The 16551-nt window shown below is 60.5% G+C and carries 14 protein-coding genes; 6 read left to right on the forward strand and 8 right to left on the reverse strand.

The window, feature by feature from the left end; translation table 11 throughout:
- Nucleotides 1–150: 150 nt before the first annotated feature.
- Nucleotides 151–1989, forward strand: a complete 1839-nt coding sequence (locus NXC14_RS12355) for an ABC transporter ATP-binding protein (RefSeq protein ID WP_085778380.1) — start codon at nucleotides 151–153, stop codon at nucleotides 1987–1989.
- Between the two features lie 55 nt (nucleotides 1990–2044).
- Here NXC14_RS12355 and NXC14_RS12360 read toward each other — a convergent pair whose 3' ends face one another.
- Nucleotides 2045–3418, reverse strand: a complete 1374-nt coding sequence (locus NXC14_RS12360) for a 3-deoxy-7-phosphoheptulonate synthase class II (RefSeq protein WP_085778381.1) — start codon at nucleotides 3416–3418, stop codon at nucleotides 2045–2047.
- Between the two features lie 187 nt (nucleotides 3419–3605).
- Between NXC14_RS12360 and NXC14_RS12365 the strand changes: the two genes are divergently transcribed.
- A complete protein-coding gene (locus NXC14_RS12365; RefSeq protein WP_085778382.1) occupies nucleotides 3606–4889 on the forward strand; it encodes a pilus assembly protein TadG-related protein in 1284 nt (427 codons plus the stop codon).
- 6 nt (nucleotides 4890–4895) lie between these two features.
- On the opposite strand, the gene gor is transcribed toward NXC14_RS12365, so the two are convergent.
- Complete coding sequence (gene gor, locus NXC14_RS12370; RefSeq protein ID WP_085778383.1) at nucleotides 4896–6281, reverse strand: glutathione-disulfide reductase; 1386 nt, start codon at nucleotides 6279–6281, stop codon at nucleotides 4896–4898.
- 187 nt (nucleotides 6282–6468) lie between these two features.
- Here gor and NXC14_RS12375 point away from each other — a divergent pair, with 187 nt between their 5' ends.
- On the forward strand, nucleotides 6469–6702 hold the full coding sequence (locus tag NXC14_RS12375; protein ID WP_020921455.1) for a hypothetical protein: 234 nt from the start codon (nucleotides 6469–6471) through the stop codon (nucleotides 6700–6702).
- Between the two features lie 40 nt (nucleotides 6703–6742).
- On the opposite strand, the gene NXC14_RS12380 is transcribed toward NXC14_RS12375, so the two are convergent.
- The 3 genes from NXC14_RS12380 to rpiA all read right to left on the reverse strand — a co-directional run bounded on the left by NXC14_RS12380 (nucleotide 6743) and on the right by rpiA (nucleotide 8411).
- The gene (locus tag NXC14_RS12380; protein WP_085778384.1) at nucleotides 6743–7027 is read right to left on the reverse strand and encodes an acylphosphatase; all 285 of its coding nucleotides are present in this window, start codon (nucleotides 7025–7027) and stop codon (nucleotides 6743–6745) included.
- A 94-nt stretch (nucleotides 7028–7121) separates the two neighbouring features.
- The gene (locus NXC14_RS12385; RefSeq protein ID WP_085778385.1) at nucleotides 7122–7697 is read right to left on the reverse strand and encodes a DUF2059 domain-containing protein; all 576 of its coding nucleotides are present in this window, start codon (nucleotides 7695–7697) and stop codon (nucleotides 7122–7124) included.
- Between the two features lie 15 nt (nucleotides 7698–7712).
- Nucleotides 7713–8411 (reverse strand): ribose-5-phosphate isomerase RpiA, encoded by a 699-nt coding sequence (gene rpiA / locus NXC14_RS12390; RefSeq protein ID WP_085778386.1) that lies wholly within the window; start codon nucleotides 8409–8411, stop codon nucleotides 7713–7715.
- Nucleotides 8412–8649: 238 nt separating this feature from the next.
- Here rpiA and NXC14_RS12395 point away from each other — a divergent pair, with 238 nt between their 5' ends.
- The gene (locus tag NXC14_RS12395) at nucleotides 8650–9354 is read left to right on the forward strand and encodes an HAD family hydrolase (RefSeq protein WP_085778387.1); all 705 of its coding nucleotides are present in this window, start codon (nucleotides 8650–8652) and stop codon (nucleotides 9352–9354) included.
- Between the two features lie 583 nt (nucleotides 9355–9937).
- Here NXC14_RS12395 and NXC14_RS12400 read toward each other — a convergent pair.
- Both NXC14_RS12400 and NXC14_RS32405 read right to left on the reverse strand, forming a co-directional pair.
- A complete protein-coding gene (locus NXC14_RS12400; RefSeq protein ID WP_085778388.1) occupies nucleotides 9938–11839 on the reverse strand; it encodes a murein L,D-transpeptidase in 1902 nt (633 codons plus the stop codon).
- A gap of 75 nt (nucleotides 11840–11914) precedes the next feature.
- On the reverse strand, nucleotides 11915–12244 hold the full coding sequence (locus NXC14_RS32405) for a hypothetical protein (protein WP_157131403.1): 330 nt from the start codon (nucleotides 12242–12244) through the stop codon (nucleotides 11915–11917).
- On the opposite strand from NXC14_RS32405, the gene fumC reads away from it, so the two are divergent.
- On the forward strand, nucleotides 12243–13634 hold the full coding sequence (gene fumC, locus NXC14_RS12405) for a class II fumarate hydratase (RefSeq protein ID WP_085778389.1): 1392 nt from the start codon (nucleotides 12243–12245) through the stop codon (nucleotides 13632–13634). The two genes, NXC14_RS32405 and fumC, sit on opposite strands and share 2 nt — an antisense overlap.
- A 178-nt stretch (nucleotides 13635–13812) precedes the next feature.
- Here the strand turns inward: fumC and NXC14_RS12410 are convergent, their stop codons facing one another.
- Complete coding sequence (locus tag NXC14_RS12410) at nucleotides 13813–14640, reverse strand: VCBS domain-containing protein (RefSeq protein ID WP_085778390.1); 828 nt, start codon at nucleotides 14638–14640, stop codon at nucleotides 13813–13815.
- 248 nt (nucleotides 14641–14888) lie between these two features.
- Here NXC14_RS12410 and NXC14_RS12415 point away from each other — a divergent pair, with 248 nt between their 5' ends.
- Nucleotides 14889–16496 carry a fumarate hydratase gene (locus NXC14_RS12415; RefSeq protein WP_085778391.1) on the forward strand — a complete coding sequence of 536 codons (1608 nt, stop codon included), beginning with the start codon at nucleotides 14889–14891 and terminating at the stop codon, nucleotides 16494–16496.
- The last annotated feature ends 55 nt before the right edge of the window (nucleotides 16497–16551 follow it).

Consider the following 16551-nt stretch of genomic DNA (forward strand, 5'->3'; position numbering starts at 1 on the left):
ACCCGCCGACCTCCTCTCGTCATCGCGTTGAACCGGACGCTGATCTCGGTGATACTGATGGCTCAATTTATTCAACCCGCCGGGAGACTGACATGAGAGCGACCCTGTCCAGACAGAAAGGAAACATCGCCCACAAGGACATTCTGCTTCATGCACACGCAATTCTCTCGCGCGAGGAAAAGCTCGCGACGCCATAACCCCTTCCTGAACTCCTTCCGCGACGATTTGAACGCCGCTGAACGTGAGCGGCGCTGGTCGCGTATGCGCAAGTTCATCTCCTATTACCGCCCGCATCTGCCTTTGCTGCTGGCGGATCTGCTTTGCGCCGTCCTCGTCGCCGGCACCGCCGTGGTGTTGCCGCTCTGCGCCAACATCGTCACCAGCCGTCTTCTCGCGCTGCCGGATGCCCCGGAGGCTTTCGCTCAAATCCTTGCGATGGGCGGTGTGATGCTCGCCGTTCTGGCCGCCCAGATAGCTGCGATCTTCTTCGTCGATTATCGCGGCCACGTCATGGGTGCCCGCATCGAGGCGACGGTGCGGCAGGAACTCTTCGAGCATTGCCAGAAGCTGTCCTTCAGCTTCTACGATGGCCAACGCACCGGGCAGTTGATGAGCCGCATCACCAACGATTCCCTCTGGCTGGGCGAGCTCTTTCACCACGGCCCCGAGGATCTCTCCATTGCCGTCCTGAAATATGGCGGCGCCATGCTGGTCTTGTTCTTCATCGACCCGCTGCTGGCAACCCTCATCCTGTTGCTCACTCCGGAGGCGGTGGCCTATGCACTCTATTTCAACCGGCGCATGAACCATGCGCTCGAAGCCAGCAAGCGCCAGGTCGCCGCCGTCAACGAGCGTGTCGAGGATGCGCTTGCCGGCATCCGTGTCGTCCAGTCTTTCGCCAACGAAGCATTGGAACGGCAGCGCTTCGCCACACAAAACCAGCGTTTCCTGCAAAGCCGCGCCGACGGCTACCGCAGCGAGGCCTGGTTTTCGGTAGGCACCGAAAGCTTCGCCCAGCTCGTCACCATATTGGTGATCATCGCAGGAGGCCTACGCATCCTGACAGCGGGCCTTACCATCCCGGATATGCTGACCTTCCTGCTCTGCGTCGGCGTGCTGGTCGATCCCGTGCAGCGGCTCGCGAATTTCGTGCGCCTCTGGCAGGAGGGTTATACCGGCTTCACGAGAGCCATGGAGATCCTGGAAATCAATCCCGATATCACCGATCGACCGGACGCCCGTCCGATGCCGGCGCCAAGGGGCGAGATCAGTTTTTCCGACGTCGCCTTCGGCTACGAAGCCGATGGTCCCAGGGTGCTGGAGCGGCTTTCCCTCACCATCGCCCCCGGAGAGTTTGTCGCGCTGGTCGGCCCTTCTGGAGTGGGCAAGAGCACGCTTTGCGCGCTGATACCGCGCTTCTACGATGTCGAAGCTGGGGCGATCCGTATCGACGGAACCGATATCCGCGACGTCACGCTGGCTTCGCTGCGACGCCATGTCGGGGTGGTGCAGCAGGACGTCTATCTCTTTGCCGGCACCGTTGCGGAAAACCTGCGTTACGGCAAGCTGGACGCGACCGATGGCGAGCTCGAAGCGGCCGCCCGCGCCGCCAATGCGCACGACTTCATCATGGCTCTGCCGAACGGCTATGACACCGATATCGGCCAGCGCGGCGTCAAGCTTTCGGGCGGCCAGCGCCAGCGCATCACCATCGCCCGCGCCTTCCTCAAAGATCCGGAAATCCTGATCTTCGACGAAGCGACCAGCGCCCTCGACAACGAGAGCGAACGGGCGGTGCAGCAGGCGCTGCTCAGTCTGGCGAATGGCAGGACCACCCTGGTCATCGCCCACCGCCTGTCGACAGTCCGCCACGCCCACCGCATCCTGGTCCTGACGGGCGATGGCATTGTCGAACAGGGCACGCATGATGATCTGATGGCGCAAGGAGGCGTCTACGCCAACCTGCACAGCGTTCAGGCCAGCATCTGAAGCCAATAAAAAGCCCGGTCGAGCCGGGCTTTTCATCATCTGTTTCGGGCTATCCTCAGCCGTTGACGACCATGCGCTTCTCGTCGCGGCCGCCCTTCATCCGCTCGGCAAGCAGGAAGGCGAGTTCGAGCGCCTGGTCGGAATTGAGGCGCGGGTCGCAATGGGTGTGGTAGCGGTCCTGCAGATCGTCGGCTGTGACGGCGCGGGCGCCGCCGGTGCATTCCGTCACGTCCTTGCCGGTCATCTCGACATGGATACCGCCTGGATGTGTGCCTTCGGCGCGGTGAATCTGGAAGAAGCTTTCGACTTCCGACAGGATTCGCTCGAAGGGACGGGTCTTGTAGTTGTTGAGCGTGATCGTGTTGCCGTGCATCGGGTCGCAGGACCAGACGACCTTGCGGCCTTCGCGCTCGACGGCGCGAATGAGACGCGGCAGGTTTTCGGCGACCTCTTCATGGCCGAAGCGGCAGATCAGCGTCAGACGGCCCGCTTCGTTAGCGGGATTCAGAATGTCGATCAGCTGCAGCAGATCATCGGCCTGCAGCGACGGGCCGCATTTCAGGCCGATCGGGTTCTTGATGCCGCGGCAATATTCAATATGGGCATGATCTGCCTGGCGCGTGCGGTCGCCGATCCAGATCATGTGACCTGACGTGGCATACCAGTCGCCGGAGGTGGAATCGACGCGGGTCAGCGCTTCCTCGTAGCCGAGCAGCAGCGCCTCGTGGCTGGTGAAGAAATCGGTCTCGCGCAGGCTCGGGTGATTTTCCGAAGTGATGCCGATCGCTTTCATGAAATCCATGGTTTCGCTGATGCGGTCGGCAAGCTTGCGGTAGCGCTCGCCCTGCGGGCTGTCCTTGACGAAGCCGAGCATCCACTGATGCACGTTTTCGAGGTTGGCGTAACCGCCCATCGCAAAGGCGCGCAGGAGGTTCAGCGTCGCGGCCGACTGGCGATAGGCCATGGCTTGGCGTTCCGGGTTCGGAATGCGCGACTCCTCGGTGAATTCGATGCCGTTGATGATGTCGCCGCGATAGGCGGGCAGCGTCACGTCGCCCTGCTTCTCGACATTCGACGAGCGCGGCTTGGCGAACTGGCCGGCGATGCGGCCGACCTTGACGACCGGCAGCTGCGCGCCGAAGGTCAGCACGACGGCCATCTGCAGGAAAGCGCGGAAGAAGTCGCGGATGTTGTCGGCGCCGTGTTCGGCGAAGCTCTCGGCGCAGTCGCCGCCCTGCAGCAGAAAACCGTTGCCCTCAGCGACATTGGCGAGATGCTTCTTCAGGCGGCGCGCTTCGCCTGCGAAGACGAGCGGCGGATAGCTGGCGAGAGTGGCCTCTGTTGCCGCCAAAGCGGCTGCATCGGGATATTCGGGAACCTGCAGGATCGGTTTCTGCCGCCAGCTGCTCGGGGTCCAGTTCTCTGCCATTTTACCAACCTCACTCACATCCATTCCTCGGATGCCCTGTCTTAATATCCGGCGGCTTATAGACCTTTAGATCAAGCTTGCAAAGGCCAATCACCGGAAGCTTTAAACCAGCATATACCATGTCGATTTCCCCATATTTCAGACTTTGCATGTAGAAGCTGAAGGAGTTTCAATTCGGGGACATGTCATGGCGATCCTTCCGCCCGGCTTCATATTGGACCGCTCGGGCAATTTCGGCATCATGACGGCATTGCTGATGGTGCCGCTCGTGGGTGCGGCCGGCATGGCGGTCGACGTGGCCCGCGCACTGAGCCTGAGAACGCAGCTCTACGCCGCCGCCGATGCTGCGGCCGTCGGTTCGATCGCCGAAAAATCGGGCGCGGTCGCCGCCGCAATGACAATGAACGGCAACGGCACGGTCTCGCTTGGCAACACCGACGCCCGCAACATCTTCATGTCGCAGACGTCGGGTGAACTGACCGACATTCATATCGATCTCGGCATCGACGTCACCAAGACCGCCAATAAGCTGAACTCGCAAGTTTCCTTCACCGCGACCGTGCCGACTACCTTCATGCGCATTTTTGGCCGGGATTCGATCACCATCTCCGGCACGGCGACAGCTGAATACCAGACTGCCGCCTTCATGGATTTCTACATCCTGCTCGACAACACGCCTTCCATGGGCGTCGGCGCGACCGCAACCGACGTTTCGAAGCTGCAAGCCAAGACCGGCTGCGCTTTCGCCTGTCACCAGATGGACCAGAGCACCAACAACTACACCATAGCCAAGAGCCTCGGCGTCACCATGCGCATCGACGTGGTTCGCCAGGCTACCCAGGCGCTGACCGATACGGCCAAGGCCGAGCGCGTCAGCAGCGATCAGTTTCGGATGGGTGTCTACACTTTCGGCACCAAGGCCGAGGACGCGAAGCTGACGACGATTTCCGGCCTCACCTCCGACCTGACAAAAGTCAAGAATTATACCGACGCGGTCGACCTGATGACAATTCCTTACCAGAATTACAACAGTGACCAGCTCACGAGCTTCGACAGTGCGATGACGCAGATCAACACTATCATCGACCCCGCGGGCGACGGAACCTCGAATATCAGCCCTGAAAAAATCCTGTTTTTCGTCGCCGACGGCGTCGGCGACAGCTACAAGCCCTCGACATGTACCAAGAAGACGACCGGCGGTCGCTGCCAGGAGCCGATCGACACGTCTTTCTGCAAGCCGCTGAAGGACCGAGGCGTCAAGATCGCCGTGCTCTATACGACTTACCTGCCGCTGCCCAGCAACAACTGGTACAACACCTGGATCAAGCCCTTCCAGAGCGAGATACCGACGAAAATGCAGGCCTGCGCCTCGCCCGGCCTTTATTTCGAAGTCACGCCGACCGACGGCATCGCCGACGCGATGAAGGCGCTTTTCCTCAAAGTCATCCGCGCGCCGCGCATCACTAGTTAACAGGGCTCAGAGGCGCTGCCCATCACGGATGCGGTAGCTCGGCGCATACATGGTGACGAGCTCTTCGGCCGCGGTCGGGTGCAGCGCCATCGTCCGGTCGAAATCGTCCTTGGTGCAGCCGGCCTTGAGCGTGACGCCGAGCAGCTGCGCCATCTCACCGGCATCGTGCCCGAGGATATGAGCCCCCACCACCTTGCGGCTCGCCGCATCGACGATCAGCTTCATGATCATCCGCTCGGACCGGCCCGAAAGCGTCGCCTTCAGCGGCCGGAACTGGGCCCGGTAGACTTCGAGCTCGCCATAACGCTTGCCCGCCTCCTCTTCCGACAGGCCGACGGTGCCGATCTCGGGCTGTGAGAAGACGGCGGTGGGGATCAGGTCATGGTCCGGCCGGGTCGGATTGTTCTTGTACTCGGTCTCGATGAAGCACATCGCCTCGTGAATCGCCACCGGCGTCAGCTGTACCCGATTGGTGACATCACCGAGAGCATAGATATTTTCGACGTTTGTACGGGAATAATCATCGACTATGATGGCGCCGCGCTCGTCGATGGCGACGCCGGCTGCCTCGAGACCGAGGCCTTCCGTATTCGGATCGCGCCCGAGCGCAAGCATCACGACATCGGCCTGCAGCGTGCCGCTGTTCAGCGTCTCCAGCACCAGCCCATCGTCGGTCTTCGAAACTTGCTGCAGCGTGTCATGACAGAGGATGCGGATGCCCTTGGCGACCATCGCCTCGTGCAGCCCCCGCCTTAAATCCTCGTCGAAGCGGGACAGGATCTCGGCGCCGCGATAGATCAGTGTCGTCGCCACGCCGAGGCCATGGAAGATATTGGCGAATTCGACGGCGATGTAACCGCCGCCTGCGATCACGATCGATTTTGGCAGTTCCTCGAGATGAAATGCGTCGTTGGAAGAAATGCAAAGCTCGTGTCCGGGAAGCGCGACATGCGGGTTCGGGCGTCCGCCGGTGGCGATTACGATCGTCTTAGCCGTCACCGTCTGCCCTGTTTTCACGAGCCGCACCGTATGGGCATCGACGAGTTCAGCGCGCGTTTCCAGAATCTCGGCGTTGGCGCCGGCGAGCCCTTTCTTGTAGAGGCCTTCCAGCCGCGCGATCTCCGCATCCTTGGCGGCCACCAGCTTCTTCCAGTCGAAGCTGCTTCGGCCGACCGTCCAGCCGAAACCCGCCGCATCCTCGAAGTGCTCGTGGAATTGCGAAGCATAGACGAAGAGCTTCTTCGGCACGCAGCCGCGGATGACGCATGTCCCGCCATAGCGATATTCCTCGGCAATCGCCACCCTCTTGCCGAGCGAGGCGGCGACGCGCGCAGCGCGCACGCCTCCGGAACCACCGCCGATGACGAAAAGGTCGTAATCATAGGAAGACATGAGAAGCTCCGGAAGGGAATCGCTGGAAGGACGTTGCTGATATAGGGGTGATCATCATAAAAACAAAAGCCCCGCTGCTGCGTCTTCCCGTACTCCATGGCCGAATCTTGATCGGAAGGTGCCCCGGTCACCGTTTACGGTTGACCGCGTCGGCAGAGGCTGGCAGGCAATGCACGAGACTGAAAGGATGCCGGAGCAAAAGATGGATCAAACTCTCTTCGCCAACCTGTGCAGGGCCGGCAAGTTCAAGGAAGCGCTCAACCTCGCCATCCAGGGCCACGAGGGCGAAAAATTCACGCCAAGCCGCTTTGCCATGGACAAGAAAACAGGGCTGCCGATCTTCTACCGCGGCAACAAGCGCGTAGAGCCGGATGAGACCGGCGTATGGCAGCTGGCCAAGAGTTCGAAGGATTGGGGCTGATCGCGCGTGGCATATTTTCTCTCTCGAGGATTTGACGCTCTCAGCCGGTAATGCGGAAATCCCTCGGCATATTCTCGAGCTGAGCCGCTTCCGTCTCGACGCTTGAGACCGATGCCCCTGCAGGTCCGCGCCTCAAACGCTCGATCATCATCGAAATCGCATTATCCGCTCCAGCGATCAAGACGGAGACAGATCCGTCGGCTTCGTTGCGGACCCAACCCGTTACGCCGAGCCGCAGCGCCTCATCGCGAGTCCACATGCGAAAACCGACACCTTGGACCCTGCCTGATATCCGCACTTGCACCGCCTCGTGATGATCGGACATGTAGCCTCACCAAAACCTCGCCGTTATTGCCGTATCCATCATAACAAAAAAGCCCGGACGATGCCGGGCTTTTGCAAATCTGCGGAGGCAGCCCTTACTTCTGGGCAGCCGGGGCTGGCGCCGGAGCGGGTGCAGGAGCCACTGGGCTCTCGGTTGCCGGCGGTGGCGCCTTGATGACCTTGGACAGCTCGGCATTGCTCTGCTTTTCCAGGTCTCGCGAAATGCCCTGCGCCCAGATGTCGGCAGCCTTGGCCGTTTCGCGGGAGGCGACTGGACCATCGCGCAGCAGCTTCTTGCCGACGTCGGAATTATAGAAATCCGCAATCGCCTTCAGCTCGTCGACCGTGAAGGCCTTGGCATAAGTGAGCGCCGCCTCCTTTTCCAGATCACCGCGGCGCGGCGCCAGCTTCAGCGCCTGCGCGTCGACGGTCGATGAAATGATGTCCTGATAGTTCGGCGAATCCTGGATCAGGCCGGCCTTCAGGCGCTCGGCGAGGCCGGGCAGGATATTGTCGAACTGGGCAGTGGCACCGATCGCGTCAATCGCCGCGCGCGCCGCCTTCAGCTGCTCTTCGGAAACTTCCTGCGCCTTGACGGCGGAGCCGAAGACAAGCCCGGAAAGAACGATGGTCGCAGCGGCAAGACGGCCAAGACCTGCAATGTTCATCATAAGTGTATGCTCCTGTTATCTGTTTGCCTGCAGCGTGCGCGCACCCGCAGGACCGGCGATGATCGCAAGTGCCGCCATATTGATAAAGAGCCCGTGTTCGACGACGCCGGGTATGGAATTCAGCTCGCTCGAAAGCGCCTCTGCATCAGGAATGCGGCCAAAAGATGCATCGATGATGTAATGGCCGCCATCCGTGGTAAACTCTCCGTCACCGGAATGGCGCAGGTTGAGCTCGCCGGAAAGCCCGAGCCGAGCGGCGACCTTTTCAATGGCGATCCGCGTCGAGACGAGACCGAACGGATTGATCTCGATCGGCAGCGCGAAGGCGCCGAGTGTCTCGACCAGCTTGCTCTCGTCGGCAATGACGATCATCCTCTGCGAAGCGGCGGCGACGATCTTTTCGCGCAGCAGCGCGCCGCCGCCGCCCTTGATCAGCCTGAGCGCCGGATCGACCTCATCGGCACCGTCAACCGTGAGATCGAGCGCCGGCAGCTCGTCTAGCGACTTCAGCGGCACACCGAGCTCGACACAGAGCCGCGCCGTTCGTTCGGACGTCGGAACACCTTCGACCTGGAAGCCGCCTGCGACCTTCTCCGCCAGCAGACGGACGAATTCTTCCGCTGTACTCCCAGTTCCGATGCCGAGACGCATCCCGCTTTCGACATGGGCGAGCGCGGCCTCGGCGGCCTTGATCTTCATTTCGCGCGCATCCATGCGCCGCCAGCTCCGAATTATTGCGTTGGATGTGCTGTTTACACGGCTCGCCTGGCAAACGAAAGTCAAAATCATCACGGAAAATGAAAAGCCGAAACAAACGCCTGCGGCTTCCCGCGAATCCTCAGGCCGTTGCTTTCCTCCCCACGATCGCCTACCGATATCATCATTCCTGGGAATGACGCGTCGTCCATCGAAGCCGCTCGCAAGACGCCCATCGCTCAAAGAGGCAAACCCCTTGACCCCTGCCCCCGCCCCGCTCGTCGTCTTCGATCTCGACGGCACCCTTCTCGACACCCATGCCGATCTCGTCGAAAGCCTGAACCATACGATCGCAGCCCTCGGCCTCGAACCGGTCAGTTATGACGACCTCACTCACCTCGTCGGCCAGGGAGCGCGGGTGATGATCGAGCGCGCCTGCCGGCTGCGCGGCCATTCGCTCGCGGAAGACGGCCTGCCGCTGCTGGTGGAACGCTTCGTCGCCCATTATGCCGGCAATATGCCCGGCCATACGGAACCCTATCCCGGTTTGGTCGCCGCGATGAACCGCCTGAAATCCGCTGACTACCGCCTCGCCGTCTGCACTAACAAGATGGAAAGCCTCGCGCTCGGTCTGCTCGGCAAGCTCAATCTCGCCCACTATTTCAAAGCAGTCATCGGCGGCGACACCTTCCAATACCGCAAGCCCGACGCCCGTCACCTCACCGGCACCATCGAGCGCGCCGGCGGCAATATTTCCCGAACCGTGATGATCGGCGACAGCATCAACGATATCGCCGTGGCCAAAAACGCCGCCGTGCCGTCGATTGCCGTGCCCTTCGGCTACTCGGATGTGCCGGTCTCGACTTTGAACCCGGACGTGATCATCACGCACTATGATGAACTAACGGTGGAGTTGGTGGAAAGGCTGCTGCGGGAGAATGCGGAGAAGGCTGCTGTTTGAGGGCTGGAAACTTCGCCGATGCCCTGCAGTTGTAGCCCCCTCATCCGCCTGCCGGCACCTTCTCCCTGCTGGGTAGAAGGGACAAGCCTCTGATCCCCTGCTCCCATCAAAACGTCCCATTGTTACGAGGTGTGCGCCGCTTGTTCCCCCTTCTACCCAGCGGGGAGCGGTGTCGTACGTGACCCTCAGCCTTGCCTTACCGGGATGGAGGGCAATGTCGAGATGGCTTTTGCCGACATCGATTCCGGCCAGATCATGCTATTATCGGTCATCTTCGTCGTCCCTGTCTTGGATACGAACCCCAAGGTTCCTGCAACCACACGGGCCAGATGAAGAGCCGGTTGCGATCCTGCTCCCCACAGCCCCAAAACGGCTAAGAAGGTGACGATCCGACAACCAGCTGCCGGGCGGGCGGCCACTCGCCCGGCAAGCATCAATATCCTACATTTTTTTCATCGGTGGCCCGAAGGGTCGGATGGGGGGCGGCACGGCGCATCCGATCCTCATATTGCAGCACGCAGACACCCCAATAACGAAACGGGCGGCCCGAAGACCGCCCATTCAATAGCCCAATAAACCTGTATTAGATCTGCGCCCCACGCGCCTTGGTCGTCGCGTCGAAAGCCTTCTCGACATAGGCGTCACGGCCGTAAACGTCATCGAAATACTCCACCACGCCGTCCTTGTTCGGCCAGGCGGTGAAATAGGAGACGTAGACCGGGATCTTCTGCGGCACTTTCACCGCATGGTTCTGGCCGCTTGCAATCTGCCTGGCGACATCGTCAACCGTCGTGCCGAGCACGGCGGCCGCCATCGCGCGCGGATTGGCAAGGCGGACACAACCGTGGCTGAGCGCCCGCATGTCGCGCTTGAAGAAGCTCTTCGAGGGCGTATCGTGCATGTAGATCGCGTGGCTGTTCGGGAACAGGATCTTCAGTTCGCCGAGGGCGTTATCGCCGCTTGGCGGCTGGCGCACCGAAACATTCGCGGTCGAGCCGTACCAGTCGACGCTGGACGAGGCGACGGCATGGCCATTCACCTCAACCTCATACCCGAGCTGATCGAGGTAGTTGGGGTCCGAGCGCAGCTTCGGCAGCATTTCGTTGATGATGATCGACTGCGGCACGCCCCAGAACGGGTTGAACTCCACCGTCTCGATCTCGTCGTTGAAGAAATAGGTCTGGTTGTTCTTGCCGCCGACCACCACGCGCATAGACAGCTGTTCCTTGCCGTCATTGTGGTAGTAGGCCATGTAGGCCGGCTGGTTGATCATGACGTAACGGGAACCCAGATCTTCCGGCAGCCAGCGGACCTGTTCCATGGCGACAACGAGCTTGTCGATCTTCGAGGCATTGGTGTCGCCGCCCGTCATGGCGCGCACCGTCGCCTGGCCGATAACACCATCCGGCTTCAGGCCGTGCTCTTTCTGGAAGTCCTCGACGAGTGAGACGATGTCTGGCGAATAGTCGCTGCCTCCGGCGTAAGCTGCGAACGTCGCCGCATGATCGGTCTTCAGTGTCTCGGACCCGTGCTTCTGCAGCGCCTCGACGATATTGGCGATCTCGGGCGAGCTGTCGCCGGGTCTGAGCAGGCCCTGGAGCGAAATGAGGATCTGCTCCTCATTGCTGTCGGCAGCGCGAAGCTTGGCAAGCTCCGCCTTCAGCGCCTCGAACTGCGTACTATCGGGCGAACGACTGGCGATGTAGGCGCCGGCATTGGGGCTCATGCGGGCAAGCTTCAGCACCGGCGCCAGATTGACGACCTTGCGCTGGAAATCGTGATAGCCGGAAATCTTGTTCGGATCGATGCGGCCGCGGACCGTGTCCTGCACGAAGGCAAGCACCTTGGCCGAAAGTTCCAGCTCGAACTGCGTCAGCGCCCGGTCGCGCGCAGCAGGATCGGGATTGGCCGGATCGACGGCCGGCGCCTGCACGGCGTAATCGGCAGGGTCGAGACCCACGGAAGCCGCATCGGCCAGCGCCGCCATTGCCGACTGGGCGCGCTCGTTGATCTGGTTGCCGTCGACCCAGACGAGCGGATTGCGGCTGTCGCTGTAATAGGTTTCGAGCGCCTTGGCGACGTCGGCATTGGCACGAACCTTGGCCTGCGCCAGGAAGCGGCGCTGCACCACCGGTTCGGAATCGCTCCCCGGCGAAACCTCAGCAACCGCACCAGTGACGATAGGATCGGCAAACTTGCTGGTATCGACGAACTGCAGGGCTTCGGTCTTATAGGTGTAATAACGCGGACCGCTCACCTTCGGCAGCGGCGCCTCCGGGTCAAGCCCGCCAAGCGATCCGCCTTCGCCGCCACGCGGCGCCACACGCCCGGGCGGCATCTGATCCATGAAAATGGTGCTCTGGGTCCGCTGCCTGTCGCCGCGCAGCATATCCATCAGCGTATAGGCATGCGCGGGAGCGGCCATCATTGCCAGGCCGCAGGAAACTGCCAATGCGGATACCGCGCTTTTCAAAACGAACGTCATATATATTCCAGTCCCGATGTCATGCTGTTCTCAGCTCAAATCCCGCGAAACTCAAGCAGCGTAGGGCCTCATTGATCAGAAACCGGCCTTCGCCGCCAGCGCTAGCGGACTCAATTTCATGTGAGAGGAATCCTGCGCGGCGCCGCACAGCAGTTCACACAAAATTATGAAATTATTAGTTAATTTTTTACCGAATTTTCGCCGCCGGACCAGTACGGCAAAAACGTGCCGATACATAAAATTTCCAACGTGGCCGAAAAAGCACGCCGCTCGGCCGGCGCAAACATGACTGTGAGTATCAATATCTCGCACAGCATCCTGTTTTCTTACCCTGGTTTCCAACCTATAAGACCACATCTTTCGAAGAAGCCAGAAAACAGCATGCGAGAGGAAGGCAAGGCTCATGACCGCAACCCGCACCGAAACCGATACTTTTGGCCCCATCGATGTCGCCGCCGACCGATATTGGGGCGCCCAGGCCGAGCGTTCGCTCGGCAATTTCAAGATCGGCTGGGAAAAGCAGCCGCTGTCGATCGTGCGCGCGCTCGGCATCGTGAAACAGGCGGCCGCCCGCGCCAACATGTCGCTCGGCCAGCTCGATCCGGCGCTGGGCAAGGCCATCGTCGACGCCGCCCAGGAAGTGATCGACGGCAAGCTCGACGAGCACTTTCCACTGGTCGTCTGGCAGACCGGTTCCGGCACACAGTCCAACATGAATGCCAACGAGGTGATCTCCAATCGTGCCATAGAAATGCTCGGCGGCGTCATGGGTTCCAAGAAGCCGGTGCATCCGAACGATCACGTCAATATGAGCCAGTCGTCGAACGACACCTATCCGACGGCCATGCACATCGCCTGCGCCGAACGGATCGCCCATCACCTGCTGCCCTCGCTGAAGCACCTGCATGCCGCCCTGGATATGAAGGTCACCGAGTTCAGCCACATCATCAAGATCGGCCGCACCCATACTCAGGATGCCACACCACTGACGCTCGGCCAGGAATTCTCCGGCTATGCCGCCCAGGTCGGCTCGGCCATCAAGCGCATCGAGATGACCCTGCCGGGCCTCTGCGAGCTCGCCCAGGGCGGCACCGCCGTCGGCACCGGCCTCAACGCGCCGGTCGGCTTTGCCGAGAAGGTCGCCGAAGAGATCGCTGATATCACCGGCATGCCCTTCGTCAGCGCGCCGAACAAGTTCGAAGCGCTCGCCTCGCATGATAGCATGGTCTTTTCGCATGGCGCCATCAATGCGGCGGCTGCCGCCCTCTTCAAGATCGCCAACGATATTCGCCTGCTCGGCTCCGGCCCGCGCGCCGGCCTGGGTGAACTGGCACTGCCGGAAAACGAGCCAGGCTCGTCGATCATGCCCGGCAAGGTCAATCCGACTCAGTGCGAAGCATTAACGCAGGTTTGCATCCACATCTTCGGCAACCACGCCGCGCTGACTTTTGCCGATAGCCAGGGCCATTTCGAACTCAACGTCTACAATCCGATGATGGCCTATAATTTCCTGCAGTCGGTGCAGCTGCTTGCCGACGCGGCCGTCTCCTTCACCGACAACTGCGTTGTCGGCATCGAGGCGCGCGAGGACAATATCAAGGCCGGCCTCGAGCGCTCGCTGATGCTGGTCACCGCCCTCGCCCCCAAGATCGGCTACGACGCCGCCGCCAAGATCGCCAAGACGGCGCACAAGAATGGCACGACTTTGAAGGAGGAGGCGCTCGCCAGCGGCCTGGTGACGTCGGAAGAATATGACGCGATCGTGCGCCCGGAAACGATGATCGGACCGAAGTAAAGGACAACAGGCGCAACGCCTCTCATCCGCCTGCCGGCACCTTCCCGCTTGCGTGGCGAAGGGGAGATAGCCGCAACCTCTCAGTCCCTCGCCAACCTCTCGCAGGGCACGTCCCCTCGCCCCGTTTTTACGGGGAGAGGGTTAGGGTGACGGGCACACACGGCACACCAGACAAGCCTCAAACCAACAGCGAAAAATTGTCCATCACCACCGAATTGCCCATGAAGTCGAAGCGGATTTCTTCGATGTCTTCGATATCGACCTCGAGATTGGGCCCGGTAACCTCGAGTTCCTGCTGATAGACGATCTGGCCGTCGCTCAGGGCTGTGAGCGTCAGGTGAAAGGGCGACGCCGACAATTCGGCGATCGAAACGCTCTGAAAGGTGAACTCCCCGCCATCGACCATTTTCAGGGTTACGGGCGCAGAACCCGGCGACAGAACGGTATCGCTGAAACCGTCCTCGGTAATGGCGTCGACGCCCGGAATGTTATCATAGACGATGCCGTTCAGAAGCGTCAGGTCGTGGCTACCGTTCACGGAGAGCGCAAAGCCACGGTAATTGGGAAGAGAGAAATCATCTGCCCTTGATAAGACTCCCATATCATCGAAATCCAGGACTTCGTGGTATTTTTCGTCTTCGTTGACGCCGTCGATCGCCAGGGTCAGCACGCCGAGATCCGTGCCCCCGGAGCCATCGGACATCTTGTAATTCAGCTTTTCGATGAGCTGATCGGACTTACCCAAATTCTTCACCACGTCGAGCGTGTAATCCAGCTCATATGTGAAGTGACCGTCAGGTGTCACTTTGAAGGTTCCGTACTTGCCCTCAATGATCGTTTCGTGGTCAGGCCCATGTTTGGCGTCGATGCGGACGCCATTGACGAAGCGAACATACATGGCCGCTCCTTCGGGATCGCTGGCGAGGCGCAGCAGATCGCCCCTGATCCAGTCATGTTCGAAAAAAACGAGAAGGTCGTCGACAGCAGTTGGCTTTGCATTTGTCATTGGAAGCCCCGGCAGGTTAACGCTGCCGGGAATATGAACCGGGCTTGAACTGAAGGCAACCTGAAGTCGGCCGCTTCGCGACAGATCTCGCTTTCGCCTCGCTTATTGCGTGTGCCGGGCAGGTTGCAAAATGTGGCACCATATGGCCCCAGCTCCAGACTCCGCCCCATCCTAATTGCATTTGCTTCGCAGCAGATTTAGACCGGTTCCAATTTTAGCGACGCACGCCCACCAGAAAGGTCACTTGGATGGCTGACGATCTCTTCCCGCTTGGCAAGGATGCCACCCCCTATCGCAAGATCAGCAGCGATTACGTCTCGGTCGACAATTTCAAGGGCCAGGAAATCCTGGCGGTTGATTCCGAGGGAATCCGGCTGCTTGCCGAAACCGCCTTTGCCGACATCAACCACCTGCTGCGCCCCGGCCATCTGAAGCAGCTTGCCGCCATCCTCGACGATCCTGAAGCGACCGACAACGATCGTTTCGTTGCCTATGATCTGCTGAAGAACGCCAATATTGCCGCCGGCGGCGTGCTGCCCATGTGCCAGGACACTGGCACGGCGATCATTATGGGCAAGAAGGGCCGCAGGGTCTGGACAGAGGGCGGTGATGCGGCGGCGCTTTCGAGAGGCGTGCTCGACGCTTATGAAAAGAAGAACCTGCGTTATTCGCAGCTCGCGCCGATCAAGATGTTCGAAGAGAAGAACACTAGGAATAACCTGCCGGCGCAGATCGATATCTATGAGGAAGGCACGGACTCCTACGACTTTCTCTTCGTCGCCAAGGGCGGCGGTTCAGCCAACAAGACCTTCCTCTATCAGGGTACGCCTTCGCTTTTGACCCACGACCGGATGATCGACTTCCTTACGGAGAAGATCCTGACGTTGGGGACGGCAGCCTGTCCTCCCTATCATCTGGCGATCGTGATCGGCGGCACCTCGGCGGAGATGAACCTGAAAACCATCAAGCTTGCGTCGACCCGTTATCTCGACGAACTGCCGACCGAAGGCTCCGAGAGCGGCCATGCCTTCCGCGACATCGAAATGGAAAAGGAAATCCACAAGCTGACGCAGCAGATGGGCGTCGGCGCTCAGTTCGGCGGCAAGTATTTCTGCCATGACGTGCGCGTCATCCGCCTGCCCCGCCACGGCGCCTCGCTGCCGATCGGCCTCGGCGTCTCCTGTTCCGCCGACCGCCAAGCCAAGGGCAAGATCACCCGCGACGGCATCTTTGTCGAGCAGCTCGAAACCGATCCGTCGAAATACATGCCGGAGATCGACGAAGCGAAACTGTCGGAATCGACCGTGCATATCGACCTCAACAAGCCGATGGCCGAAGTGCTCGCCGAACTATCGAGGCACCCCGTCAAGACGCGCCTTTCGCTGACGGGCACCATTATCGTCGCCCGCGACCTCGCCCATGCCAAGATCCGCGAACGGCTGGAGAAGGGCGAAGGCATGCCCGACTACCTGAAAAATCACCCGGTCTATTATGCCGGCCCCGCCAAGACGCCGGCCGGTTATGCCTCCGGCTCCTTCGGCCCGACGACGGCCGGCCGCATGGACAGCTACGTCGACCAGTTCCAGTCCTTCGGCGGCTCGATGGTGATGCTCGCCAAGGGCAACCGCTCGCGCGCTGTGCGCGAGGCATGCAAGAAACATGGCGGCTTTTACCTGGGCTCGATCGGCGGCCCCGCCGCCCGCCTCGCCAAAGACTGCATCCGCAAGGTCGAAGTGCTGGAATATCCTGAGCTCGGCATGGAAGCGGTCTGGAAGATCGAGGTCGAAGACTTTCCCGCCTTCATCGTCATCGACGACAAAGGCAATGATTTCTTCCAGGAATTGAATTTGGGGTGATTGTCTGGTGTGTCTTTGAAGTCAGGTGAAGGGGAAGCTGACGGCTTGCCGTAAA

The organism is Rhizobium sp. NXC14, assembly GCF_002117485.1.
Lineage (GTDB): Bacteria > Pseudomonadota > Alphaproteobacteria > Rhizobiales > Rhizobiaceae > Rhizobium.